Below are 25775 nucleotides of genomic sequence, written 5' to 3'. Positions count from 1 at the left end.
CCTCAGGACAGCCGCACGCGCGGGTCGATGACGGCGTACGTGGCGTCGACGATGCTGTTGAACAGCAGGATCACGCTGGCGGAGAAGAGCATCACGCCGAGCAGCAGCGGCAGGTCGCTGAAGAAGACGGCCTGGACGGCGAGGTTGCCGAGGCCGGGCAGACCGAAGGTGTACTCGGTGATGATGGCGCCGCCGAACAGCGAGCCGAGGTCGATGCCGAAGATGGTGACGATCGGGATCAGCGAGCCGCGCCAGGCGTAGCGGAAGAAGACGTAGGCGCGGGACATGCCCTTGGCCCGGGCGGTGCGGACGTGTTCCTCCTGGAGCTGTTCGATCATCGAGGACCGGGCCATACGGGTGTACTGCGCGGCGAAGATCGTGGACAGCACCACCCAGGGGATGATCAGGCCGCTGAACCAGCTGACGGGGTTCTGGCTGATCGCGTTGTAGGCGGGCTTGTCGAACCAGTGGGTCTGGTAGACGAGGACCGCGAGGGCCAGCGGGCCGAGGAAGTAGACCTGCAGCGAGCTGACGACCATGGCGCCCGCGGTCGCGGTCTTGTCGATCAGCGTGCCGCGCCGCCAGGCGGCGAGCAGCCCGGTGCCGAGGCCGACCACCAGGAAGCACACGGCCGCGCCCAGGGTGAGCGAGACGGTGGTGGGCAGCCGGTCCATCAGGGTGCCCCAGACCTGCTCGTTGGTGTGGTACGAGTACCCGAAGCAAGGGGCGGGGCAGGGCCCCTGGGCGAACCGGCCGCTGCCCAGGACGAGGTTGTGCAGGAAGATCCCGTACTGCTCGGTGAGGGGCTTGTCGAGGCCGAGCACATGGTGGATGTTCGCGATGCTGTCCGGGTTGCAGGTCTTGCCGCACATCAGCAGTGCCGGGTCCCGGGGCACCCCGAAGAACAGCACGAAGGTGACGATGCTCAGCAGGAACAGGATGACGACGGCGCCGATGATCCGGCGCACGAGGAAGCGCAGCATGGCAGGGCAGCTCTCCGACGTCGGCGGCCTGGACGGTTACTTGATGTAGAGACGGCGCGGGTCGATGTCGCTGAGCACGTCGTCGTAGACGAGGCCGCCGACCTTGGAGCCGGCGATCTGGGCCTGCTTGTAGTACCCGGTCGGGACCTCGTTGACGACCTTGGTGAGCAGGTACTTGTCGAGCTTCTCCCACTCGGCCGCGGCCTTGACCGGGTCGGTGATCTGGCTGATCCGGTCGATCTCGCCGTTCACGTGCGGGTCGTTGACCTGCGAGTAGTTCGACGCGCCGTCGGCGATCTGCCGGCCGTCGTACAGCGGCGGGAGCACCGTGGAGGCGGACGGCCAGTCGGCGGACCACGCGGTGTTGAAGATGTCGTAGGTGTTGTTCAGCTTGGAGACCTGGTCGTAGTAGGTCTCGGACGGGATCTCCTGGCGCTGGACGTCGAAGCCGGCCTTCTTCAGGCCCGCCGCCATGGCGGTGGAGTACTGCTGGCCCTCGTTGCTGTTGATGTAGCCGAAGGTCAGCTTCATGTTGAGCTTGCCGGCCTGCTGGAGCAGCTTCCTGGCCTTGTCCGGGTCGCCGCCGGGGTTCTTCTTCTTGCCGAACGGGTCGAAGGAGGGGTCGTAGCCGGAGACGGTCGGGGAGAGCAGGCCGCCCGGGATCTCCATGGCGTCGCTGCCGCCGTAGGCCCGCGCGAAGGGCGAGACCGGCAGGGCGTACGCGATGGCCCGGCGGACCCGGATGTCCTTCATCTCGGGCTTGCTCAGGTTGATGTTCATCTGGCCGACGTACCCCTGGTAGCCGGAGACCGTCCGGGCCTTGAGCCGGGGATCGCTCAGGACCCGGGAGAGGTTGCCCGCGTCGATCTGGTTGTTGAAGCTGACCCCGGCCTGGTCGGGCCCGCTGTCGGCGAGCAGCGCCTTGGTGGACGTCTCGAACTGCTGGTTGAACGTGATGCTGAACCGGTCCACGTACTGGTGCCGGATCGGGTCCGTCTTCGGGTCCCAGCCGGGGTTCCTGACCAGCACCATCGACTTGCCGGACTTGAACGACTGGATCTTGTACGGGCCGGTCGTGACCGGGTTCTTGTCGTACTTCTCCTTGGTGTCGCCCTTGGCGGAGACGACGGAGTAGCCCGCCAGGGCCAGGGTGTACGGCAGGTCCGGGTGGGGCTTTTGGAAGTGGAAGACGATGGTCTTCGCGTCCGGCGTCTCGAGGACGCTGTTCGGCAGGTGCCTGCCCTTGTAGGGGCCGTCCGGGAGCAGCTTGCGGTAGCCGGCGCCGGAGGTGTCGGCCAGCCACTGCTGGAGGTAGCTGGGGCCCTGGGTGATGAAGGGCGCGAAGAGCCGCTCGACGGTCTGGCGGACGTCCGCGGAGGTGATCGGGGTGCCGTCGGCGAACCTGATGCCGTCCTTGAGCGTGTACTTCCAGGTCTTGCCGCCGTCGGACGTGGTGCCGGAGTCGGTGGCGAGATCGCCGACGACCTCGTGCTGGTGGCCGTCGTCGCTCGTGGCCTTGTAACCGGTGAGGCCTCTGTGGATCAGCTGGGCGAGCGACTGCTGGTCGGCGACGTAGATCTGGGCCGGGTCGAGGTGGGCGTAGGAGTCGCGCTGGAGCACCTCCATGGTGCCGCCGGACTTGGCGCCGGGCACGGGGGCCGCGGGCCCGGTCGAGTCGGCCGCGTTGCCGAACTTGATGGACGCCTGCTGGTGTCTGGCGTCCTGCTGGTCCTTCTTGTCGTTCGTGCCGCTGTCGCTGCCGCCCTTGCTGCAACCGGTGAGCACGAGAGCCCCGGCCGCGAGCACGGAGAGTGCGCCGTATGCGTGGCGTCCGCCCCTACTCATCACGACATTCCCACCCATCCTGTGAAAGTGACGTTCCGTGTGGTCGACGTGCTGGGTCAGCGCGCGGTCCTGGGATCGAAGGCGTCCCTGACCGAGTCCCCGAGCAGGTTGAACGCGACGACGAAGATGATCATCGAGACGCCGGGGAAGAACATGTAGGTGATGTCGTTCTCCATCACCAGTTGGGTGGACGCCTTGGCGAACATCTGCCCCCAGTCCGGCGTCGGTTCGACGATGCCCACGCCGAGGTAGGACAGACCCGCCTCGGCGGTCACGAAGTTGGGCAGCAGATACGTCGCCTGCACCAGCAGCGGGGTGACGATGTTCGGCAGGATCTCCTTGCGGATGATCCGCCACGGCGAGGCACCGCTGACCTTGGCCGCCTCGATGAACTCCCGTTCGCGCAGGGCGAGCGCGGTGCCGCGCAGGATGCGGCCGAGGCCCATCCAGCCCAGGAACCACTGGACCAGGATCAGGGCGATCACCCGCACGTAGGTGGGGGTCTCGTCACGGGGGCTGACGAACAGGGAGACCACGACCGGCATGCTGGCGATGAAGAACAGCTGGGCCGGGAAGGCGAGCAGGAAGTCGATGACCCGGCCGATGACGTAGTCGGCCCTGCCGCCGAGATACCCGGCCGCGACCCCGAGCAGGATGCCGGTGACAACGACGGCGAGGGTGACCGCGACCGAGATCATCAGCGAGGTGCGGATGCCGTAGATCAGCTTGGTGAAGACGTCGTAGCCGTTGCCGGGTTCGAGGCCGAACCAGAACTCGCCGCTGATCCCGCCGTTGGGCTTCACCGGTACGCCGGCGCTGTCGAAGAGTTCCGGGCGTTCGTCCGCGTACACCGTGTACGGGTTCTTGCCGTACAGCTTGGAGATCAGGGGGGCGAGCAGGCCGATCAGGAAGAAGAAGCCCACGACGTAGGCCGAGATCACGCCCGTGCGGTCGCGCTTGAAGCGCAGCCACATCAGCCGGCCGGGTGACCGGCCCTCGAGCTTGACGGCGTCGTTCTCCGTAACCACAAGACTTGTCACGGTTCCCCCACAGCGCGAGACCCACTGACCTGAGCGCTACGCGAGTAACTATCTGCCATCGGTCGACTACCGACCACTACCCGCAGATCTCGATTCAGTCACGGATCGCGGCTGTATCTGTACAGCTCCCGAAAAAGGGTTGCAAAAAGCCCGGGCACCCCACCATGGGGGCACCCGGGCTCAACTCGGCTCGGATCAGCCGTGCTTGGCGCGGCTCGCGGCGCGGGCTCGCTCCCGCTGGTCGAGGTTCACCTTGCGGATGCGGACGGCCTCCGGGGTCACCTCGACGCACTCGTCGTCACGGCAGAACTCCAGCGACTGCTCCAGCGACAGCTTGCGCGGCGGGACGATGGCCTCGAACGAGTCGGCCGACGAGGACCGCATGTTCGTGAGCTTCTTCTCCTTGGTGATGTTCACGTCCATGTCGTCGGAGCGCGAGTTCTCACCGACGATCATGCCCTCGTACACCTCGGTGCCCGGCTCCGTGAAGAGCACGCCGCGCTCCTGGAGGTTCGTCATCGCGAACGCGGTGACCGCACCGGAGCGGTCGGCGACCAGGGAGCCGTTGTTACGGGTCTGCAGGGGGCCGAACCACGGCTCGAAGCCCTCGTGGATGGAGTGGCCGATGCCCGTGCCGCGGGTCTGGGTCAGGAACTCGGTGCGGAAGCCGATCAGACCGCGGGAGGGCACCACGAACTCCATGCGCACCCAGCCGGAGCCGTGGTTGGACATGTTGTCCATCCGGCCCTTGCGGACGCCCATGAGCTGGGTGACGGCACCCATGTGCTCCTCGGGCACGTCGATCGTCATGCGCTCGACAGGCTCGTACGTCTTGCCGTCGACGTCCTTGGTGACGACCTGCGGCTTGCCGACGGTCAGCTCGTAGCCCTCGCGGCGCATCTGCTCGACCAGGATGGCGAGCGCCAGCTCACCACGGCCCTGGACCTCCCAGGCGTCGGGACGCTCGGTCTCCAGGACGCGGAGCGAGACGTTACCGATCAGCTCGCGGTCCAGGCGGTCCTTCACCTGGCGGGCGGTGACCTTGCGGTCCTTCACGGCCGCCTTCGCGTCGGCGCCCTTGCCGGTGCCGCCGCGGCCGACCAGCGGCGAGGTGTTGGTGCCGATGACCATGGAGATCGCCGGCTCGTCCACCGTGATCAACGGGAGCGGGATCGGGTTCTCGGTGTCGGCGAGCGTCTCGCCGATCATGATCTCCGGGATGCCGGCGACCGCGCAGATGTCGCCCGGTCCGGCCTTCTCGGCCGGCTTGCGGGTGAGCGCCTCGGTCATCATCAGTTCGGTGATGCGGACGTTGCTGATGGACCCGTCGCGCTTGATCCAGGCGACCGTCTGGCCCTTGCGCAGCTCGCCCTGCTCGACGCGGAGCAGCGCGATACGGCCGAGGAAGTTGTCGGCGTCGAGGTTGGTGACGTGGGCCTGGAGCGGAGCGGCCTCGTCGTAGGTCGGGGCCGGGATGTGCTCCAGGATCGTGGAGAAGAACGGCTCCAGGCTGTCGCTGTCGGCCGGAACCGTGCCGTCCTCCGGCTTGGTCAGCGAGGCGACGCCGTCACGGCCGCAGGCGTAGACGATCGGGAACTCGATCTGGTCCTCGTCCGCGTCCAGGTCGAGGAAGAGGTCGTAGGTCTCGTTGACGACCTCGTCGATCCGCGAGTCCGGGCGGTCCGTCTTGTTGATGCACAGGATGACGGGCAGGCGCTGCTGGAGCGCCTTGCGCAGCACGAACCGGGTCTGCGGCAGCGGACCCTCGGAGGCGTCCACCAGCAGCACGACGCCGTCCACCATCGACAGACCGCGCTCGACCTCGCCGCCGAAGTCGGCGTGGCCGGGGGTGTCGATGATGTTGATGGTGATGGGCTCCCCACCGTCCTTGGGGTGGTACTTCACCGCCGTGTTCTTGGCGAGGATCGTGATGCCCTTCTCACGCTCCAGGTCGTTCGAGTCCATGACCCGGTCGTCGACCTGGTCGAGCTGGTGGGCGGCGAACGCGCCGGCCTGCTTCAGCATGCCGTCGACGATGGTGGTCTTGCCGTGGTCGACGTGGGCGACGATGGCGACGTTGCGGATGTCGTGGCGCGTGGCCATAGGTTGCCGTACTCCCGGAGTGTGAGGAAAGCCTGCGCGTACGTCTGCGTTACGCGGGCCCTGCCGGGCTTGACACGCCACGGCCTCACCCCATGGTACGTGGCCCCGAGGGAGTCGGCCTCCTCAGGGCCGTGTGATGATCTCCGAGCAGCTCATTTGCTGGGACTGGGCGAGACCTTCGCACCCTTCTTCAGGAAGCCCATGTCCTCGTAGAACGGGGTCTGGAAACCGAAGGCGCCCGCGTTCACGAGATCCCTGCGCGCCCCCACCAGCTGGGGCCGCTGGTACAGCGGAATCGATCCGGCAGCCGCCCAGATCCTGGAGTCCGCCTTCCTGATCAGGTCCCGCGCCTCGCCCTCGTCCAGGGTCCCCGCGGCCTGGTCGAAGAGCTGGTCCACCTGGTCCGTGCCGACCCGGGTGTAGTTCTGCTCGACGTTCACCGAGCCGTCGGCGGCCGGCACCGGCTTGGCGTAGATCGGCCGGGCGTCCGTCGCCGGGAACGCCGACGACGGCCACGAGTACAGCGCGAGGTCGTAGTCGCCGGAGGCGATGTGGTCCTTGAAGTAGCTCTCGTCCGGGACCTTGCTGATCGTCGTCCGGATGCCGACCCGCTCCAGCATGGCGGAGATCCGCTCGGCGACCGTGCTCAGCGTCTCCGAGCCCGGCCCGGAGGGGAGCACGAAGCGCAGTGCGAGCGGCTTGCCGTCCTTGGCGAGCGGTCCGGCCGGGGCGCCGGCCGGGGCGGCCGTGCCCTTGGGGGCGTACGCCCCGGCCGCTCCCCCGTGCTTGCCCTCCTGCGCGAGGTGCCGGTCGCCGCCCTCGCCCCGGTCGCCGCTCTTGTTGTCCTCGCCGCTCTTGTCGTCCTCGCCGACGACGTACTGCCCGTCCTTGCCCCCGTCGGACGGTGTTTCCTTGTCGCTCTTGTCTTTCTTGTCACTCTCGGCGCCGGCCGCCTTGCCGCCCTTCTTCTCCTCCTTGACCGGGCCCCCGGGCACCCAGCCGGCGTCGGCGAGCAGCGCCGCCGCCTCCTTGGTGTCCATCGCGCCGAGCGCACCGCTGCTGTCGGCGTAGTCGTCCTGCCCGGACAGCGCGAGATGGCTGCCGACCGGGACCGCGGGCAGGCCCAGCGGGGTGAGCACCAGCTTGGCCAGTTCCTTGCGGTCCAGGGCACGGGCCACGGCCCGGCGGACCCGCTCGTCGGCGAGGGGGCCCTCGGAGCCGTTGAGGGCGAGCTGGGTGTAGGCGGGCTCGAGCGACCTGCGGACGCCGAAGGCGCGCAGCGCCTGCTGCTCGTCCAGGTACGCGGCGATGGTCCTGCGCAGCTCCTGCTTGTCGGCATCGGCCTCGTCGGAGTCGAAGCCGTGCGCCAGCGCCCAGGAGCGCAGCTTCTTCGCGGAGGTCTTGCCGGAGCCCTGCAGCGGGTTCGCGGTGCCGTGCGCGGCGAGCCCGATCCGCTGGGCCTCGGCGGGGTCGACGTCGGCGAGGTCCACGCTGCCGTCGGCGAGCGCGGCGGCCCGCTTGTCGCGGGGTACGGCGTGCAGCTCGATCTGGGACAGCTTGGCGGGCCGGCCCCACCAGCGCGGGTTGCGGGTGAGGACGACGTCCTTCTGGGCGGTGTCGACCTTGTCGACCTTGAAGGGTCCGGCGGTGACCTGGAGCTTGCGCCGGGCGCCGTCGTTGAAGGCGTCCGGGGTGCCCATGACCTCCTTCGGGTACAGCGGCGAGAACAGCGACTTCCAGTCGGCGTAGGGGCGGGAGAAGGTGACCCGGACCTGGAGGTCGCTGGCGCCGCGCTCGATCCTCTCGATGCGGTCGTAGCCGGCGTTGCGGGCGGTCCAGTAGGCGCTGTCCTTGCCGGACAGGGCCCGCCACTGGGCGACGAAGTCGGCGGCGCCGATCTCCCGGCCGTCGCTCCACACGGCCTGCTGGTTCAGCTTGTACAGCACGACCTGGCGCGGCTCGGTCTCGATGACCTTGGCCGACTCCAGATAGGCGGAGTTGGGCACCGGCCGGCCGGTGGCGTCCAGCCGGAACATCGACGGCAGCACGGCCTGGGCGATCCGGGTGGTGCCGGCGTCCGCGTCGGCCTGGAAGGTGTTCAGGGTCTCGGGGACCGCGTCGACGGCCCACTTCAGCGTGCCCCCGTCGGCGACGAGATCCCGGCCGGCCGGTGCGATGTCCTGCCCGGCGAGCGGCTTGCTCACCTCTTCGTCGGAGCCGCACCCGGCGAGAAACGGCACCGCGAGCGCGCCCGCGGCAAGAAAGGCGACCGCACGTGCGACCGCGCGCGGGCTGACGACGCCGTCGTGGGACATCTCTGCTACCTCCGGGAAGCCGCGAGCGTTATGATCACTTTTGGCGGTATATGGAGCTGATCAGATCTATGCGGCCCACTGAAGAGGAAAGGATCCGGCCACATCGGGCGACACGGCGACGACGGGCGGTAACCCCACCCGTGCGGCGCAACCCCACCGGAAGATGCATCCGTACGCCTCCGCCAATCGCTGCACATGCCTTCACATCGGCAGGTGTGGCGCGCAACACTCCAAGGCGCATGAACGTAGCCGCCCAAGGCCCGCCGGACCCGCGGAAGTGAGGGCACACCATGTCCGTGCACGACGACATCACCTCGGTCCAGCGCTCCCTCGACGAGCTCAACCGGTCGCTGGGGCGCCTGGAGCACGAACTCGGCAGCGGCGGCCTCGAGATGCGCCGGGTCCGTACGGACGCCGACCATCTGCGCGAAAGCGTGGCGCTGCTGCGGGACGCGGCCAACACCACGGCCGAGCCCCGCCGGCCCGACCTCGTCACCATCTCCGACAAGCCGTACGACTTCAGCCTGTGGACGGACACGGACGACGAAGGCCTGGGCGCCCGCGACCGGCACGCACCCTGACCCCTGAGCCATAGAAGCGGAGCCCCGCCTTGGCTACTGGCACCGAACAACCCCAACAGAACAGCGGCGGCGTACGAACCGGTACGCGCGCCGCGATCGCCGCTCCGCATCTGCGGACCGACCGCTGGTGGCTGGCGCCCGCCGCCACCGCGGCCGGTCTGTTCGCCTTCGTCGTCTACTCCGCCTGGCGGGGCTTCGCGAACGCGGACTACTACGCGGCGCCGTACGTCTCGCCGTTCTACTCGCCCTGTCTGGCGCAGAACTGCCGGACCATGCACGCGGGCCCGAACGCCGACATCTTCGGCAGCTGGTGGGGCCTGTCCCCCGCCGTCATCATCCTGATCTTCCCGCTCGGCTTCCGGCTGACCTGCTACTACTACCGCAAGGCGTACTACCGCAGCTTCTGGGCGTCCCCGCCCGCCTGCGCCGTCGCCGAGCCGCACCGGAAGTACACCGGCGAGACCCGCTTCCCGCTGATCCTGCAGAACGTCCACCGGTACTTCTTCTACGCCGCCGTACTGGTCGCCGGCGTGCTGACCTACGACACCGTGCTGGCCTTCCGGGACACCCACTACCGCTGGGGCCACATGGGCCTCGGCACCCTGGTCTTCCTGGTCAACATCGTGCTGATCTGGGCGTACACGATCTCCTGCCACTCGTGCCGGCACATCGTCGGCGGCAAGCTCAAACACTTCTCCAAGCACCCGGTGCGCTATCGGGCGTGGCAGTACGTCGGCCGGCTCAACGCCCGGCACATGCAGCTGGCGTGGGCGTCGCTGTTCAGCGTGTGGCTCGCCGACTTCTACGTCTATCTGGTCGCGTCCGGGGTCTTCGCCGACCCGCGCTTCTTCTAGAGACTCCAGTGAGGGACTGAACTGATGTCCGTGGTGGACCGGCAGGAGTGGGACGTCGTCGTGGTCGGTGCCGGCGGCGCCGGGCTGCGGGCCGCGATCGAGGCGCGCGAGCGGGGCGCCCGTACGGCGGTGATCTGCAAGTCGCTGTTCGGCAAGGCGCACACGGTGATGGCCGAGGGCGGCATCGCGGCGGCCATGGCCAACGTCAACGAGCACGACAACTGGCAGGTCCACTTCCGCGACACCATGCGCGGCGGCAAGTTCCTGAACCAGTGGCGGATGGCCGAGCTGCACGCGCAGGAGGCCCCGGACCGGGTGTGGGAGCTGGAGACCTGGGGCGCGCTGTTCGACCGCACGAAGGACGGGAAGATCTCGCAGCGCAACTTCGGCGGCCACGAGTACCCGCGCCTCGCCCACGTCGGCGACCGTACGGGCCTGGAGCTGATCCGCACGCTCCAGCAGAAGATCGTCGCCCTGCAACAGGAGGACTTCAAGGAGACCGGGGACTACGAGTCCCGGCTGAAGGTCTTCCAGGAGTGCACGGTCACCAGGATCCTGAAAGACGGGGACCGTGTCTCCGGGGTCTTCGCGTACGACCGTGAGTCCGGCCGTTTCTTCGTCCTGGAGGCCCCCGCGGTCGTGATCGCGACCGGCGGCATCGGCAAGTCCTTCAAGGTGACGTCGAACTCGTGGGAGTACACGGGCGACGGGCACGCCCTCGCCCTGCTCGCCGGGGCGCCCCTGCTGAACATGGAGTTCGTGCAGTTCCACCCGACCGGCATGGTCTGGCCGCCGTCGGTGAAGGGCATCCTCGTCACCGAGTCGGTGCGCGGCGACGGCGGGGTGCTCAGGAACTCCGAGGGCAAGCGGTTCATGTTCGACTACATCCCGGACGTCTTCAAGGAGAAGTACGCCGAGTCGGAGGAGGAGGCCGACCGGTGGTACGAGGACCCGGAGAACAACCGGCGCCCGCCCGAGCTGCTCCCCCGTGACGAGGTGGCCCGCGCGATCAACGCCGAGGTGAAGGCGGGCCGGGGCTCCCCGCACGGCGGGGTCTTCCTCGACGTCTCCACGCGCATGCCCGCCGAGGTCATCCGCCGCCGGCTGCCCTCCATGTACCACCAGTTCAAGGAGCTGGCGGACGTCGACATCACGGCCGAGGCGATGGAGGTCGGCCCGACCTGTCACTACGTGATGGGCGGCATCGCGGTCGACTCGGACTCGGCGGCGGCACGCGGGGTACCGGGGCTGTTCGCGGCCGGTGAGGTGGCCGGCGGCATGCACGGCTCCAACCGGCTCGGCGGCAACTCGCTATCCGACCTGCTGGTCTTCGGACGCCGGGCGGGCTGGCACGCGGCCGAGCACGCGGCGGGCGTGACCGAACGCCCCGAGGTCTCCGACGTCCAGGTCGACGCGGCGTCCGCGGAAGCCCTGCGCCCCTTCTCCGCGGAGGCGGACCGGGAAGGCGAGGCGGGCCCGCCGGAGAACCCGTACACCCTGCACCAGGAACTCCAGCAGACCATGAACGACCTGGTCGGCATCATCCGCCGCGAGGGCGAGATGGAGCAGGCCCTGGAGAAGCTCGCCGAGCTGCGGGTACGGGCGCGCCGGGCCGGGGTGGAGGGCCACCGCCAGTTCAACCCGGGCTGGCATCTCGCCCTGGACCTCAGGAACATGCTGCTGGTCAGCGAGTGCGTGGCCCGGGCGGCGCTGGAGCGCACCGAGTCGCGCGGCGGGCACACCCGCGAGGACCATCCGACGATGGCGCGCTCCTGGCGCAGCGTGAACCTGCTCTGCGCCCTGGCCGACCCCACCGGCGGCCTGGCGGCGACGGACCCCACCCGGGGCCAGATCCGGCTGACCCGCGAGACCACCGATCCCATCCGCCCGGACCTGCTCGCCCTCTTCGAGAAGGAGGAGCTGGTCAAGTACCTCGCCGAAGAGGAGCTGTACGAGTGAGCAGCTACGAGGCCCGCTTCAAGGTGTGGCGGGGTGACGTCGAGGGCGGCGGCCTCACGGACTTCACCGTCGAGGTGAACGACGGCGAGGTGGTCCTCGACATCATCCACCGCCTCCAGGCCACCCAGGCCCCCGACCTGGCCGTACGCTGGAACTGCAAGGCGGGCAAGTGCGGTTCGTGCTCGGCGGAGATCAACGGCCGCCCGCGCCTGATGTGCATGACCCGCATGTCGGTCTTCGAGCGGTCGGAGACGATCACGGTCACCCCCCTCCGCGCCTTCCCGGTGATCCGCGACCTGGTGACGGACGTCGGCTTCAACTACCAGAAGGCCAGGGAGGTCCCGGCCTTCGTGCCGCCCGCCGGTGTGGGCCCCGGTGAGTACCGGATGATGCAGGAGGACGTGGACCGCTCGCAGGAGTTCCGCAAGTGCATCGAGTGCTTCCTGTGCCAGGACACCTGCCATGTGGTGCGCGACCACGAGGAGAACAAGACGGCGTTCGCCGGGCCGCGTTTCCTGATGCGGATCGCCGAACTCGACATGCACCCGCTGGACGCGGCCGCCGAGACCGGCCTGGACCGCAAGACCACCGCCCAGGACGAACACGGCCTCGGCTACTGCAACATCACCAAGTGCTGCACCGAGGTCTGCCCGGAGGGCATCCACATCACCGACAACGCCCTGATCCCGCTGAAGGAGCGCGCGGTCGACCGCAAGTACGACCCGCTGGTGTGGCTGGGCTCGAAGATCAGGAGGCGTTCGTCGTCGTAGTACCGCGGCCGGGCCGCTGGGCCGGCGTCTGCAGGCCCAGCCCGGCCAGACCGAAGGCGATGGCACCCGCCACCGCCACGAGCATGTGCATGATGATCAGGGTGTCACCAGCTCCAGCGCCCGCGCCAGATTGTGCTCCGCGATCTCACGCATGGATTCCGTAAAGGGGAAGTCCCCGTCGAGCAGGCGCAACGGCCCGGCGACGAGGTTGAGGTGCAGCGCGAGCCGGTACAGCTCCATGCGGGCCGGGTCCAGGTCTTCAACGCGCAGGGCGTCGTAGTGCGAACCGAAGCGGAGCCGCAGGAAGACGTGCTCCCACTCGGCGTCGAAGTAGATGAGGCCCTCGATGTCGATGAGCGCGGGAGTGCCGTCCGGGGTGACCAGGACGTGGTCGGGGCCGAGTTCACCGTGCACGAGGGAGGTGTGCCGGCGCGGCTCGACGGCGGCCCGGAGTTCCCGGACCCGCGCCGACAGCGCCTGCCGTGCCACGCGCGCCCGGGAATCCCGCTCGGCGATCTCCGCGATGTCCGTCACCGCCCGGTCCGCCACGACCTGCTCGCAGGAGTCGCCGAACGGCATCCCGCCCTCCTCGACCAGGACGGCCTTGCCGTGCCCGGTGGCCGTGCACTCCCGCAGCACCGCGAGAGCCTCCGCCAGCCCCGCCAGGGGTGCCCGGGCGGCCGCCGGGTCGCGGCGCAACAGCTCCTCCAGGCTGCCGCCCGGGATGTCCTCGACGAGCGCCGCGTGCGCGGGCAGGTGTACGGCGTCCTCGTCGGCCAGGTACAGGCGCGGGGTGCGCACGCCGAGTTCGGTGAGCCGGTGGTGGGCCGACAGGAAGAGGCCGAGGCCGGAGGCGTGCGAGAAGGTGTCGCGGATGTCGGTGTCGGGCCGGTCCCAGTAGCTCTCCTCGGGGGACCAGACGTACGCGATCGCGGTCGTGCCGTCGTCGAGGGCGAGCCGGTAGACGCCCTTCTTGCTGCCGCCGCGCAGCTGGGTGACGGCGGTCGGCGTGCGGTGCGGGCCGAGGGCGGCACGGGCGAGAGGGGTGAGGTCGGCGACGGTCAGCGGCTGTCGTGTCTCGGTCACCGGCCCCAGTCTTCCCCAGGAGCCCCGCTCACCGAACCCAGTTTTCCTGGTAGGCCCGCCAGTCGGCCTCCGTCGCCGCGAAGTCCACGTACAGGGCGACACCGAAGCGGACCCGGTCGGCGTCGGTGCGGGACAGGCCGAGCCGGACACCCCGTACGGCGGCCGGGACGGTCTCCGCGTGGGCCCAGTGGCCGAAACGGTTCTCGTGGTAGAACGGCAGGCCCATGAGCAGGTCGGTGGTGTCCGGGGTGACCTCCAGGGCGAGGCTCGTCTGCTGGGCCACATAGCCGCCGTACAGGCTCGGCAACGGCTGCATGGTGTCGTACGACATGACGGCGATCTGGTCCACCCGCCGGGCCACCTGCCCGAAGTAGGCCTGCGACCACCACTTGGGGTGACCGGTGGTCGTGCCCCAGAAGGAGTGGAAGGCGGGCAGCGGGTCGATCTGGTGGGCGGCGACGGACAGCAGCGCGTGCCGGTCGCGGGTGAGGGCGCGCAGGCCGTCCAGCAGGGAGAGGTAGTGGCGGTCGCCGGAGTGCAGCGGCTCCAGGTCGAAGTGCACACCGTCGTAGCCGGTGGCGAGGACACGGCGGGTGGAGTCGAGGATCGCGGCCCGGGTGGCGGCACGCTCCAGCCGCAGCCCGTCAGGGCTCTCGGTGGCCAGCTCGTCGCCGAGCCAGGCCTGGACGCGGACGCCGGGCAGCTCCCGGTGCACGGCCGCGATCAGCCAACGGGCCCTCGGATACGCCGAGGCGGGCAGGGTGCCGTCGTGCTCCAGCGGGCCGGAGTGGACGTACAGGTCCCGGATGCCGGTGCGCTTCAGCCGCTGGGCGAGTTCCCGCACGTCCTGGTCGGTCTTACGGCCGTCGACCCAGGCGTGGCCCAGCCAGATGGCGTCCTGGTGGCGGGTCGTGGTGCCGGGCTTGGGGGTGCCGGTGTAGTTGACGCGCAGGGCGGTCTCGGCGGTGAGGAGGGGGACGAGCAGGAGGGCGAGGAGGGCGAGGGAGTAGCGAAGGAGGCGACGGCGGAGGGACTTCTTCCCGGAAGCGTCCGCCTCCGGCGCTCGGCCCGCAGCTGCCGTGTCGGTGTCCGCCTCCGACGCACGGCCCGCAGCTGCCGCATCCGTGTCCGCCTCCGACGCACGGCCCGCAGCTGCCGTGTCGGTGTCCGCCTCCGACGCACGGCCCGTGGGCGCGGCCTCCGGCTCCCGTTCCATGCGCCCGTCGGTCGTTCCGTTGTCCAATTCCTGCCCCCTCTTCCCTTGTCCCCCGCCCGTATCCGCCCCGCTCGCGGATGGGCCTACCTGCCCATACGCTCCGAAATGTGACGTCCTCCCTGATCCGGGGCCGACCCCGGCGCGCCAAGGCGCACATACGGGTGCGGGTGGCGCATGCCGTGCTGGGTGCCGTGGTCGGGGTCGGGTGGCTGGTGTTGTCGGTGAGGACGGTCGTGGCCGAAGATCCGGTTCCCGCGGCGCCCGCCGGGACGGTCGTGAGCGCCGCCGCGCCCCAGCAGGGCGGCACGTCCACCGCCGACCTCGTGCTGCCCCTCCTCGCCGGGGTCGCGGCGCTGGTGCTGGCCGGTTACGGCTATCTGCGCCGCACCCGCCGCGCCCGTACCCGTACGACCCCGGGGACCGTCTCCGCCGCCCCGCCGGCCCCCACTGCGGCCGACACCGAACGCCAGGCCCGTACCGCGCTGGTGACGGCGGACGACTGTGTCCGTACGAGCCGGGAGGAACTCTCCTTCGTCCAGCGGCGGTTCGGCGGGCCGGACACCGAGGTCTTCGCACACGCCCTGCGGGCCGCCGAGACCGAGCTGTCGGCCGCGTGCGCGATATGGCGGCGCTACGAACAGGGGATACCGCAGGACCCGGTGGCCCGGCGGCAGGCGCTGGTGGGGGTGATCGGCCGGTGCGCGGAGGCCGGGCGGCGGCTGGACTCGGGGGCGGCGGAACTGGACCTGCTGCGGGACCTGGAGGGGCCGGGGCTGGGCGAGGCCCTGGAGACAGCCGAGGGACGCTTCCGCGAGCTGACCGGGCGGACGCTGACCGCGCAGGACACCCTGACCGCACTGCACGAGCGGTACGCGCCCTCGGTGCTCTGGCCGGTCACCGGGTACGTCGAACAGGCCAAGGACCGGCTGGTGTTCGCCACCGCCCGGCTCAACGAGGCCCGCCAGACCGCCGACCGGGACGACGGCGAACGGGCCGCCCGGCACCTGCGCGCCGCCGAGGGCGCGGTGTCCCAGGCGGAGATCCTGATCGGCGGGGTGGAGCGTCTCGCGACGGACCTGCGGCAGGCGGCCGACCTGCTGCCGGCCACGCTGACCGGCGCGGAGGCGGAACTGGCGGCGGCCCGGCGCGGGGGACGGGCCCTGACCCGGGGTGAGCTGCACGCCCGGCTGACCCACGCGGACACCGTGCTGGCGGCCGTACGGGAGGAGCGGACGACGGGCCCGTACGACCCGCTGGACGCACTGCACCGGATCACGCGGACGGTACGGCGGCTGGAGAACGGGCGCTCGGGGGTGGTGTCCGCGGCGGCACATCTGGTGGCGCGCAGCTCGGTGGCCGCGGCGGAGGAGTTCATCGCGGTACACAGGGCCGCAGTGGGCCCGGAGTCGAGGGCGCGCCTGGCAGAGGCGATACGCGACCTGTCCGCGGACCACGCCGACGAGGCCGACACGGCGGCCCGCGCAGCCCGGGAACGAGCGGAACAAGACGTCCGCACCCACGGCACCCCGTACACGGACACCCCCAGTGCCGCCCCAGGCCTGGCAGGCGCGGTCCTGGGCGGCATCCTCCTGGCAGAAGACCCCGACGCCGGCCCCCCGGCAAGCTACGGAGGCCCAGAAACAAGGTCCCGCCGCCACTCCCCGAACCCCCCATAACAGCCGACCCCACCCCGACCGAACACCTTCCCCCAAGCCGAGCCCCACCAAGCCGAGCGCTTTCACGCGAACCGAGCCCGCCCGACAGGGCGCCTCCCCATCAGCCCGAGCCGAGCCGAACCAGCCGGACACCCTCTCATCCGCCCGACTCGAGCCCCACCCGGCCAGGACCGCACCGCCTCAGCCAACCAAGTAGAGCCCCACCCCAACGGACACCCGCCCACCCAGGCCCATCCCATCCAGCAGCCACGCTGCTTGCCCCAGCCGGGACCAGCCGATACGCCGCCCTCTCGACCGACCGGCACGATCCCGACCCGCCCAGCCAACAGAGTCGGGTGGGCAATGCGAGGTCAGAAGAGGCTCAGCAACGCCTCCGCCGGGTCCGTGAGGGATGTCTCGCCCCCGGGCAACGGCAACTCGAACCACACGGTCTTGCCGCGAGGCGTCCTGCGGGAGCCCCACGCCGCGCTGAGCAGCCCCACCAGCTGCAACCCCCGGCCGCCCTCGTCCGTGTCCCGGGCGCGGCGTCGGCGAGGCTGGACCAGCCCCGAGTCCCAGACCTCGCACACCAGCGTCCGGTCCAGCAGCAGCCGTAGCCTGATCTCCCCCTCGCCGTACCGCAACGCGTTGGTGACCAGCTCGCTGACCAGCAGTTCCGTCGTGTCGACCAGCGGCTCCAGGTCCCAGCTCAGCAACTGCCCCCGGGCATACTCCCGCGCCCGCCCCACGCTGCGCGGCTCGCGCGGCAGCGTCCAGTCGCCCACGGACTCGGCCGGCAGCCCCTGCACCCGCGCCATCAGCAGCGCGATGTCGTCCTCGCCGTGATGGGTGTCGAGGGTGTTGAGGACGTGATCGCAGACATCCTCCAGCTGCCGCGCCGGATCGCTGAGCGCACCGACGAACGCCTGCAGCCCCTCGTCCAGCGGATGATCGCGGGACTCGACCAGGCCGTCCGTGTAGAGAGCCAGCAAGGCCCCCTCCGGCAGCTCCACCTCGACCTCCTCGAACGGCTCGCCGCCCACACCGAGCGGCATGCCGGGCGGCACGTCCAGCATCAGGGCCGGTTCACCGGGTTCCACCAGCACCGGCGGCAGATGGCCGGCGTTGGCGAACGTACAGCGTCTGGTGACGGAGTCGTACACGGCGTACACGCAGGTCGCGAGGTAAACCTCGGAGAGGTCGGCGTCCCGGGGCTGGCGGGCCGTCCGCGTCGCCCCCTGCACCCCGCCCGGCGTACCGAGCCCGCGCGCGATCTCGTCCAACGCCGAGAGGACTTCCGCCGGTTCGAGATCCAGCAGGGCCAACGTCCTCACGGCTGTGCGGAGTTCGCCCATCGCGACCGCCGCCCTGAGCCCCCGCCCCATCACGTCACCGACCACCAACGCCGTACGGTGACCGGGCAGTTCGATCACGTCGAACCAGTCGCCGCCCACCTCGGTCGCCGCGTTGCCGGGCAGATAGCGGCAGGCGATGTCCAGCCCGGAGGCCTCGGGGTCGCCCGGCGGGAGCAGGGACCGTTGCAGTATCAGCGCCCGCTCGTGCTCCCTGCGGTACAGCCGCGCGTTGTCGATGCACACGGCCGCGCGTGCCGCCAGCTCCACCGCCAGCTCCCGGTCCCGGTCCCCGAACGGCTCGCTGCCCTTCGTACGGGCGAACTGCGCCAGGCCTACGACGGTGTCGTGCGCGACCATCGGCACGGCCAGCGTGGACTGCACGAGGCCGCCGTCCTCCGCGGGCACATACTGCGGCCGGGCGGTGCGCAGGGCGTCCGCGCAGGGCGAGTTGAAGGGAAAGTGGTGGACCGCGCCGACCTCGACGGGTTCGCCGCTGACGCCGAGGGGAGCGCCGGAGACGGCGCTGGCGACGGCCACGCGCCGCAGTTCGGCGCTGCCGTCGGCCCGGCCGGGCGGGGTCTCGTCGCCGGTCAGCAGCCCCTGGTAGAGGTCGACGGTGGCGAGGTCGCAGAAACCGGGCACGACGACGTCGAGCAGTTCGCGCGCGGTGGTCTCCAGGTCCAGCGAATTCCCTATGCGCGCCCCGGCCTCGTTGAGCAGGGCGAGATTGCGCCGGGCGGCGGCGGCCTCGCGGGCGGCGGCCCGGCGGGCGGTGATGTCGGTGCCGAGCCAGGCGATGCCGATGGGGCGCCCGCTGCCGCCGTGCACGCGGTAGAGGTTGACCGACCAGTGCCGGCGCTCGTCCGAGTCCGGGACGTGGCCCGTGACATGCATGTCGGTGATGGACTGGCCGGTCTCCAGCACCCGGCGCAGGGTGGCCGAAACCCGCTCGGCCTCACCGCGCGCCAGATAGTCGTGCACCCCCCGGCCCCGGTGGTCGTCCGGGGAACCACCGAAGATGGAGGCGAACCGCTCGTTGGCCCGACGGACCCTCAGATCGGTGTCGATCAGCAGGAATCCGAACGGGGATTGACCGAAAATGGCCTGCGAGGCGGCGAGGTCGGTCTCGATGCTGCGCAGCGTGCGGACGTCGACGACGATGCACACGGCGGCCTTCTCGCCCTCGGCGGTCCGGGTCGGCATGACGTAGACCTCGGCCAGCCCCTCCTCACCGCGCGTGCCGTCGGGCCCGTCCGGCATCCGGAAGGGTACGACCCCGGTCCACTCGCGCCCGTCGAGAATCTCGGCCATCTTGCGCTGGCCGCGCTCGCGCAGGTCGGGGTCGATGAAGGCCTCTATGGGGTCCATGCCGACGGCGCGTGCGGCGGGGATGCCGAAAAGCTGCTCGGCGCGCAGGCTCCACTGGTCGACCAGGCCGCCGGGACTGATGGAGAAGGACGCGACCCGGATGTAGTCGTAGATCGAACCGGGCGGACTGCTCTGCCACATGGCGTCACCGGGCACCGCGCCGCCGTGGGTGGCAGCCTCTGCGGCCTGGTCCCTCGCGCTGTCCGACGGGTCCTCGGACTCCGTGGCCTTCGCTGGTATCTCGCTCACGCGAACCGTCCCCTCCAGCTCACCGCGCCCGGCACCGGTCACCGGGGGCGGCTGCCCGCAGTATCCAGCACTACGGCGCCGCACGACACGGTGTTCACGATCACAGCATGGTCCAGATGTTTTTCGGACCAGTCCGTGACAACACTTCCACTCTTCTAACCAGGGAACACGCCGTCGAATCACGCTCCCGGAGTCCGACCGCGCGCCCGGGGCGCACGTTGGACGAGCCGCCGTCGCGTGTACACCCCTGTGCCCCCTCGAATGCTCCCGCGTCACCCTGGTACCGCCGGTTCGTCACTCCGGCACCGCCAGTTCGAACCAGACGGTCTTTCCGTTCGCGCCGGGCCGGGTGCCCCAGCGGCGCGAGGAGCCGGCGACCAGTTGCAGACCGCGCCCGCCCTCGTCCTCAGGGCGAGCGGCGCGCTCGTGCGGCAGGTCCGGGAGCGGGTCGGAGACCTCCACCAGCAGCGTGCGGCTCCCGTCGAGCCCGGCGGGGCGCACGAGCCGTACGCCGATGGGGCCGGTGGCGTGCCGCAGCGAGTTGGTGACCAACTCGCTGACCAGCAGCGCGGCCAGGTCGGCCAGACAGTCGAGGTCCCAGCCGTGCAACTGACCGCGGACCGCGGACCGTGCGGTGCGCACAGCGCCCGGTTCCGCGGGAAACGTCCACTCGGCGCAGTCACCATCGGTGTCGATCACGCCGATCACTTCCCAGGCCAGCGAGCTTCACCCATGTCCGATTTCGTGGGGTTAATGGGCACATACCCGATATCCAGCGAGCATTACCGTGCGACGGGGCGCACAGTGGCACGAACGGCGTACGCGGCGCCCGGGGGCTGCCGGCCGCAGGCTCACGCCCGCATCAATGCGTGCCGGCCGTGAGATACGGAACGACCGCGCGGACGGCGGGGACGTCCTGGTCCAGCCAGGGGACGTCCCAGATCTCGTCCGGGGTCAGCCGGCGCAGCTCGTCGTGGTCCTCGAGGGGCCGGGGCGCGGGTGAGCCGGGGCGCAGGCGTGCGGTCCACACGCGCAGGACGTACGGCTCCCGCAGCGGCCACTCCCCCGGCACGCGCTCGACCGGCTCGGCGTCGACGCCGAGTTCCTCGCGCAGCTCGCGCACCAGGGCGTCCTCGGGGCGCTCGCCCGGCTCGACCTTGCCGCCCGGCAGCTCCCAGCGCCCGGCCAGATCGGCGGGCGCACTGCGGCGCGCGGCGAGCAGCCGGCCGCCGTCGAACAGGGCGGCTCCGACCACCACGATCCGCCCCGTCCCGGGTGTCGTGGGTGTGCTGGGCGTACTGGACGTCATACAGCGGAGCCTACGGGAGGACTCCGGGCGTCAGTTGCGCGCGCCGTCCCCGTTCTGGCCGATGCGCTCGACCCAGTAGAGCTGCTTGTGGCCCCGGTCGTCGAGGCTGTCGGCGATCTTCTGCGCCTCGGCCCGGGTCGCGTACCGACCGACGCGGTAGCGATTGCCGTTGTCGTCCTGCCGTATCACGATCCAGGGCAGCGAGACCGTCCCCTCATTACTCATGGCCCCCACCGCCCCCGACGTTCCTTCTCGCACCGCCCCACCTGCTTCCCGTCTCAGCCCCCCACCGGGCCACGCCTAAGGAAACCGCAATCCGCATATGCCCGAGCGTACGCCCAACCTTTACGCAGCGAATACGGCTTTTCACAAAGAGGTACGCAACCAGCCAGAACGCCGGGGGCGCACGCGTGCGAATGCGCCGTCGTGAACGCCACCGTCGTGCGTCGGAGGCACATCCGAGTGACCCCTGACCACCTGGGAAAACGGCCGGATCGCGGCGGCGGGCCGAGGACCGGACGCGGGCGCTCGGCCCGAGATCCGGGCGCCCGGAGCGTCCAGGGTGTGCGCTACCTCACTCGAAGGGGCGCACGCTCGAACTCCCGACCCACCGTCACATGCCCCGGAGCAGCCGGGGCGTCACTTCACCGGCAGGTGGTACGCCACCCGGTACCGGTCCGCCGGGATCACCACGTCGGCGGTCTCCACGGGGCGGCCGGAGGCGTAGTACGTGCGCTGGATGACGAGGACGACATGGCCGGGGACTCCGCCGAGCACATGCAGCTCCTCGGCGAGGCCGGGGCGGGCGCCGACCTCCTCGGTGACGTTGTCCACGATGACGTCGATGGCGCGCATGCGCTCGACCACGCCCATCCCGCCGAGCGGCCCCTCCTCGGGCAGCATCACGGGGGTGCGGCCAGTGACGGCGAGGGGCTCCCAGGAGGTGGAGAGCATCATCGGCTCGCCGCCCTCCCGGAACAGATACCTGGTGCGCATGACCGGGTCGCCCGCCTGGATCGCGAGCCGGTCGGCGATGGCGGACCCGGCCCGGGTCTGCTCGCTGCCGGACTCCCAGGTGCCGCGCATCGAGGCGTCGGCCTGCTCCTGCCGGAAGGGCGTGGCGCCGCCGGCCGGGCGGTATCCGGAGCGGGCCACCCGCCGGGGCACCGGCCGCTCGCGCACATACGTCCCCGAGCCGGAGCGGCCCTCCACCAGCCCCTCGGCCATCAGCACCTTGCGGGCCTCCAGCGCGACCGTGTCCGAGACGCCGTACTCCTCGCGAATGCGGGCCTGGGAGGGGAGGCGGGTGTGGGGCGGAAGTGAACCGTCGACGATCTTCTTGCGGAGATCACCCGCGACGCGCAGGTAGGCCGGCTGCTCACCGAAAGTCACTGGCCGCTCCCATCAGGTTGTACAGACAGCAACAGCGTGGCAACCGTGGGTTGTGCCATGCAAGCAAAGGCCAGAGAATCACTCGATGTGATGACATGGGGTGGGGGAGGGCTTTACCCAGGCACTTTCTCCCCCGTATAGGCGCGCTCACACCTCCACAGAGGGCCGGCCGACACCGGTACGGTGCTCCCGGGGCCGGGGCGGTGACAGAACGGGGGCGGAATGACCACGACAGGGACGACCCTGACGGGGAGTCGGGTGAGCGCGGACGTCGTACGGGCCGTGAACGGGCTCACCCGGCGGTGGGCGGCGACCACACAGGGCGGCACGGTCCTGACCGCGGCCGGTGTCTGGCCCCTGCTGGCCTTCCTGGCCGACGGCGCGACGGGCCCGGCGCGCACGGAGCTGGCCGGGGCGCTGGGGATGCCCGCCGACCAAGCGGCCGGTGCGGCACGGCAGTTGCTCGGCGCGCTGGCCGCCTTCCCCGGCGTCGACACCGCCGAGGGCCTGTGGACCAAGCGGACACTGGAGCTGCGCCCGGAATGGGAGGCGGGTCTGCCCGCCGAGGCGCACGGGGTGCTCACCGGGGACGTCCCGGCGGACCAGCGAGCCCTGGACACCTGGGCGGCCGAGCGGACCGGCGGGCTGATCGGCCGGATGCCGGTCCCGGTGACCGAGGACACCGAACTGGTGCTGGCCGGGGCGCTGACGATGCGCACGCAGTGGCTGCGCCCCTTCGACGAGGTGCCGCTGAGGACGGCGTACGCGCCCTGGGCCGCCGTGGAGCGGCTCGGCCTGCGGCGGACGAGCGCCGTACTGGACCGGATCGACGTCGCCGACACGCCCGACGGATGGGTCACCCGGCTGAAGGTGCTCGGCACGGACGCGCTGGACGTCCATCTGCTGCTGGGCGAGGAAGGGATGGCGCCGGGCCGGGCGCTGGCCGCCGGCGTGGACCTGCTGCACCGCCCGCGCACCGTCGTACCCGGCTCCCGGCTGCCGTACGGGGAAGCGGGCCCGGGCCTGCGGGTGGTCAAAGAGCGGTCCGCGTGGCGCCGGCCGCCGACCCTGGACGTGGTGACGGCGGCGTACGAGGTGACGGCGCACCACGATCTGCTGGCGCGGCACGAGTTGTTCGGCCTGACGACCGCGCGGGACGCGCACGCGCGCCAGGGCCACTTCCCCGGCGTCAGCGCCTTCCCGCTCGCCATCGGCTCGGCCGGGCAGAGCGCCCTGGCCCGGTTCGGGGCGCTGGGCTTCCGCGCGGCCGCGGTCACGGCGTTCGGGGCGATCGGGTGCGCCGCGCCGCCTGCGCTGCGGTACGTGACGACGCGGATCTCCGCCGCCTTCGACCGCCCCTTCGGCTTCCTCGCGCTGCACCGGCACTCGCGGCTGGTGCTGGCGGCGGGATGGGTGACGGATCCGCTGCCGTACCCGGAGTACCGGGACGACGAGTACGTGAACGACGCGTGGGAGAACGACGAGTGAGCCAGGTGACCGCCGAGACCGTCCGCCGGGTGAACGGGCTGACGGCCCGCTGGGCGCAGGCCCTGCCCGAGGGCACGGTCTTCTCCGCGCCCGGGGTGTGGCCCCTGCTGGCCTTCCTGGCCGACGGCGCGGCGGGGCCGGCGCGGGCGGAGCTGGCCGGGGCGCTGGGCGTGCCCGCCAGCCAGGCGGCAGGTGCGGCACGGGAGTTGCTGGCGGCGCTCGCCTCGGTGTCCGGCCTGGACGCGGCGCTCGGCCTGTGGACACACCAGGGGCTGGCCCTGCGCGAGGAGTGGCGGGCCGGGCTCCCGGCGGGGACGTACGGGGTGTTCGGCGACGACCTGGTCACCGCGCAGGAGCGGCTGGACGCCTGGGCGGCCGAGCGGACCGGCGGGCTGGTCGAGCGGATGCCGGTGACGCTGACCCGGGACGCGCGGATGGTGCTGGCCAGTGCCCTCGCGCTGCGGACGACCTGGCGGCAGCCCTTCGAGGAGCAGCCACTGCGCCCGGACGCGGGCCCCTGGCAGGGCCGTACGCTGCGCGGTCTGCGCCGCCGGAGCCCCCGGCCGGACCGGGTGGGGGTGACGGGCACGCCGGACGGCTTCGTGACGGCACTGACGGTGCCGGGGGACAACGGCGTCGACGTCCATCTGGTGCTCGGCGAGGAGCGGATGACCCCGGGTCAGGTCCTCACCGCCGGGGTGGGCATCGTGGAGCGGGCGCTGCCTCTCACCGCGGGCGGCGCGCTGCCGCACGGGCACGTGGGACCGGGCCTGTACGTGGAGCAGCAGCCGGCGCTCGCCCCGGAGCCGCTGTCACTGGACGTACGGACGGTGGCGTACGAGGTGCGCGCCGACCACGACCTCCTGGCCCTGGCCCCGCTCTTCGGGCTGACAGCGGCGTCGGACCCGGGCCACGGCCACTTCCCCGGCGTCAGTGAGTTCCCGCTCGCCATCGGCCAGGCCCGCCAGTCGGCACTGGCCCGGTTCGGTCCGCTCGGCTTCCGGGCGGCGGCGGTGACGGTGGTCATGGCGGCGCCGGGCAGCGCGCCACCGCAGTACCGCTACGAGTCGACGGTCGTCCGCGCCGTCTTCGACCGCCCCTTCGGCTTCCTGGCCGTCGACCGCGAGTCCCGGCTGGTCCTGGTGGCGGGCTGGGTGACGGAACCAGCGCCGGAACCCGTCATGAGCTTCCCGGGCGCTGTTCCTCCAGGACTCTGACACAGCGGGCGAGCAGCCCGGTCAGGGCGTCCCGCTCCGCGTCGGAGAACTCCGCGGCGAGAGCCCGCTCGACGCGTACGGCGGCGCTGTCGGCCTCGGCCATGACGGCACGGCCCTCGTCCGTGAGGCGGGTCTCCAGGACGTTGCGGTGCCACTCGTGCGGGCTGCGCACGATCAGGCCACGGTCCTGGAGGTTCTTCAGGACGGTGTTCATGGTCGGCGGGGTGACACCGCACAACCGGGCCAGGGCGGCCGCGGAGATCCCGGGGTTCTCGTCGAGGTGGAGCAGCGCGGCGTACTGCGGCACGGTCAGCCCCGCCGGCTTCAGGACCGCCGCCTTGGTCGCGTTGACGGCGATGGCCTCCCGAGCGGCTCCGCCCGCGCCCGGCCTCGCGCAGGACAGCCGCCCTCCGCGGCAACCGCCTCCCGCTCAGTGCGCCCCATCCCGCCCCGCTGCCCCCCGGCACCGACTGGGGCCAGCCGGCATTGTGTACACATGGCACACTCGGTACCCGGGGCATGACGCAGCCGCTGCCCATAGAGTCCATCCGCGACGTACGCGCCCACTTGGCCGACGTCGTCGAACGGGCTGACCGCGACGACGTGCCCACTGTCATCACCCGTCGCGGCAAGCAGGTAGCCGCCGTGGTCTCGATCGAGGTGCTGCGCAAGTACCAGGAGTGGGAAGAGCGCGAGATCCCGCGTGACATGGCGCTTCGCATCCTGGCCAGACTGACAGAGCTGGAGAGCAACCCCTTCGGCTTCAACACCACCGCACTTGTATCCCAGCCTGAGCGCCGCCGCCTACGCGTCACCGCCGCAGATGCCACCCCAGGACCCACGACCGGATCCTGAACGCAGAAAACCCCCGCATCCGAAGATGCGGGGGTTTTCCCAAAATTTGTTCGGCGGCGTCCTACTCTCCCACAGGGTCCCCCCTGCAGTACCATCGGCGCTGTGAGGCTTAGCTTCCGGGTTCGGAATGTAACC

At 71.0% G+C, this 25775-nt stretch carries 20 protein-coding genes, 1 rRNA gene and 2 pseudogenes; 9 read left to right on the top strand and 14 right to left on the bottom strand.

From position 1 onward, the window contains the following. Positions 1–2 precede the first annotated feature (2 nt). From ACH47Z_RS11905 to ACH47Z_RS11885, 5 genes are all read right to left on the bottom strand, one after another. The gene (locus ACH47Z_RS11905; protein WP_399073066.1) at positions 3–983 is read right to left on the bottom strand and encodes an ABC transporter permease; all 981 of its coding nucleotides are present in this window, start codon (positions 981–983) and stop codon (positions 3–5) included. Positions 984–1019: 36 nt separating this feature from the next. Beyond that, on the bottom strand, positions 1020–2828 hold the full coding sequence (locus ACH47Z_RS11900) for an ABC transporter substrate-binding protein (RefSeq protein WP_399073065.1): 1809 nt from the start codon (positions 2826–2828) through the stop codon (positions 1020–1022). Between the two features lie 56 nt (positions 2829–2884). Continuing rightward, positions 2885–3868: an ABC transporter permease gene (locus tag ACH47Z_RS11895; RefSeq protein ID WP_399073063.1), complete on the bottom strand. Its 984-nt coding sequence runs from the start codon at positions 3866–3868 to the stop codon at positions 2885–2887. A 195-nt stretch (positions 3869–4063) separates the two neighbouring features. Further along, positions 4064–5971 (bottom strand): translational GTPase TypA, encoded by a 1908-nt coding sequence (typA, locus tag ACH47Z_RS11890; protein ID WP_399073062.1) that lies wholly within the window; start codon positions 5969–5971, stop codon positions 4064–4066. A gap of 152 nt (positions 5972–6123) precedes the next feature. Then, on the bottom strand, positions 6124–8286 hold the full coding sequence (locus ACH47Z_RS11885; protein ID WP_399073061.1) for an ABC transporter substrate-binding protein: 2163 nt from the start codon (positions 8284–8286) through the stop codon (positions 6124–6126). A 290-nt stretch (positions 8287–8576) separates the two neighbouring features. Here ACH47Z_RS11885 and ACH47Z_RS11880 point away from each other — a divergent pair, with 290 nt between their 5' ends. The 4 genes from ACH47Z_RS11880 to ACH47Z_RS11865 are packed head-to-tail and all read left to right on the top strand — an operon-like array spanning position 8577 to position 12450. After that, positions 8577–8867, top strand: coding sequence for a hypothetical protein (locus ACH47Z_RS11880; protein ID WP_399073060.1), 291 nt, complete (start codon positions 8577–8579; stop codon positions 8865–8867). A gap of 29 nt (positions 8868–8896) precedes the next feature. Further along, positions 8897–9721, top strand: coding sequence for a hypothetical protein (locus tag ACH47Z_RS11875; protein WP_399073059.1), 825 nt, complete (start codon positions 8897–8899; stop codon positions 9719–9721). Positions 9722–9745: 24 nt separating this feature from the next. Next, positions 9746–11680 carry a fumarate reductase/succinate dehydrogenase flavoprotein subunit gene (locus tag ACH47Z_RS11870; protein WP_399073058.1) on the top strand — a complete coding sequence of 645 codons (1935 nt, stop codon included), beginning with the start codon at positions 9746–9748 and terminating at the stop codon, positions 11678–11680. Next, positions 11677–12450 carry a succinate dehydrogenase/fumarate reductase iron-sulfur subunit gene (locus ACH47Z_RS11865; RefSeq protein WP_399073057.1) on the top strand — a complete coding sequence of 258 codons (774 nt, stop codon included), beginning with the start codon at positions 11677–11679 and terminating at the stop codon, positions 12448–12450. Before ACH47Z_RS11870 ends, ACH47Z_RS11865 begins: the two co-directional genes overlap by 4 nt. A gap of 96 nt (positions 12451–12546) precedes the next feature. Here ACH47Z_RS11865 and ACH47Z_RS11860 read toward each other — a convergent pair whose 3' ends face one another. Further along, the gene (locus tag ACH47Z_RS11860) at positions 12547–13536 is read right to left on the bottom strand and encodes a phosphotransferase family protein (RefSeq protein ID WP_399073056.1); all 990 of its coding nucleotides are present in this window, start codon (positions 13534–13536) and stop codon (positions 12547–12549) included. A gap of 28 nt (positions 13537–13564) precedes the next feature. Continuing rightward, positions 13565–14752, bottom strand: a complete 1188-nt coding sequence (locus ACH47Z_RS11855; RefSeq protein ID WP_399073402.1) for a hypothetical protein — start codon at positions 14750–14752, stop codon at positions 13565–13567. A 107-nt stretch (positions 14753–14859) separates the two neighbouring features. On the opposite strand from ACH47Z_RS11855, the gene ACH47Z_RS11850 reads away from it, so the two are divergent. Next, complete coding sequence (locus tag ACH47Z_RS11850) at positions 14860–16428, top strand: hypothetical protein (RefSeq protein ID WP_399073055.1); 1569 nt, start codon at positions 14860–14862, stop codon at positions 16426–16428. Between the two features lie 350 nt (positions 16429–16778). Here the strand turns inward: ACH47Z_RS11850 and ACH47Z_RS11845 are convergent, their stop codons facing one another. From ACH47Z_RS11845 to ACH47Z_RS11825, 5 genes are all read right to left on the bottom strand, one after another. Continuing rightward, positions 16779–19379: a SpoIIE family protein phosphatase gene (locus ACH47Z_RS11845; RefSeq protein WP_399073054.1), complete on the bottom strand. Its 2601-nt coding sequence runs from the start codon at positions 19377–19379 to the stop codon at positions 16779–16781. A gap of 294 nt (positions 19380–19673) precedes the next feature. Then, the gene (locus ACH47Z_RS11840) at positions 19674–20087 is read right to left on the bottom strand and encodes an ATP-binding protein (RefSeq protein ID WP_399073053.1); all 414 of its coding nucleotides are present in this window, start codon (positions 20085–20087) and stop codon (positions 19674–19676) included. Between the two features lie 154 nt (positions 20088–20241). After that, entirely contained in the window at positions 20242–20688 is a 447-nt protein-coding gene (locus ACH47Z_RS11835) for a (deoxy)nucleoside triphosphate pyrophosphohydrolase (RefSeq protein WP_399073052.1), read from the bottom strand. Between the two features lie 30 nt (positions 20689–20718). Then, positions 20719–20913 carry an SPOR domain-containing protein gene (locus ACH47Z_RS11830; RefSeq protein WP_399073051.1) on the bottom strand — a complete coding sequence of 65 codons (195 nt, stop codon included), beginning with the start codon at positions 20911–20913 and terminating at the stop codon, positions 20719–20721. Between the two features lie 414 nt (positions 20914–21327). Next, a complete protein-coding gene (locus ACH47Z_RS11825; RefSeq protein ID WP_399073049.1) occupies positions 21328–22080 on the bottom strand; it encodes a GntR family transcriptional regulator in 753 nt (250 codons plus the stop codon). Between the two features lie 222 nt (positions 22081–22302). Between ACH47Z_RS11825 and ACH47Z_RS11820 the strand changes: the two genes are divergently transcribed. Then, on the top strand, positions 22303–23568 hold the full coding sequence (locus ACH47Z_RS11820) for a serpin family protein (RefSeq protein ID WP_399073048.1): 1266 nt from the start codon (positions 22303–22305) through the stop codon (positions 23566–23568). 5 nt (positions 23569–23573) lie between these two features. After that, complete coding sequence (locus ACH47Z_RS11815; RefSeq protein WP_399073401.1) at positions 23574–24785, top strand: serpin family protein; 1212 nt, start codon at positions 23574–23576, stop codon at positions 24783–24785. Here ACH47Z_RS11815 and ACH47Z_RS11810 read toward each other — a convergent pair. Beyond that, positions 24748–25092, bottom strand: coding sequence for a MarR family winged helix-turn-helix transcriptional regulator (locus tag ACH47Z_RS11810; RefSeq protein ID WP_399073047.1), 345 nt, complete (start codon positions 25090–25092; stop codon positions 24748–24750). The genes ACH47Z_RS11815 and ACH47Z_RS11810 overlap by 38 nt on opposite strands. Positions 25093–25304: 212 nt before the next feature. Between ACH47Z_RS11810 and ACH47Z_RS11805 the strand changes: the two are divergent. Both ACH47Z_RS11805 and ACH47Z_RS11800 read left to right on the top strand, forming a co-directional pair. Further along, positions 25305–25490 (top strand): annotated as a pseudogene (locus ACH47Z_RS11805) (type II toxin-antitoxin system Phd/YefM family antitoxin); the annotation flags it as partial. Continuing rightward, positions 25482–25598 (top strand): annotated as a pseudogene (locus tag ACH47Z_RS11800) (type II toxin-antitoxin system RelE/ParE family toxin); the annotation flags it as partial. The pseudogenes ACH47Z_RS11805 and ACH47Z_RS11800, both read left to right, overlap by 9 nt. A 90-nt stretch (positions 25599–25688) precedes the next feature. Here the strand turns inward: ACH47Z_RS11800 and rrf are convergent. Beyond that, positions 25689–25775, bottom strand: a 5S ribosomal RNA gene (gene rrf, locus ACH47Z_RS11795); the annotation flags it as partial.

It is taken from the genome of Streptomyces sp. NPDC020192 (assembly GCF_044388685.1).
Taxonomy (GTDB): Bacteria; Actinomycetota; Actinomycetes; order Streptomycetales; family Streptomycetaceae; genus Streptomyces.
Note: the sequence above shows the minus strand (reverse complement) of the source record. Positions and strands in the feature narration are given on the sequence as shown.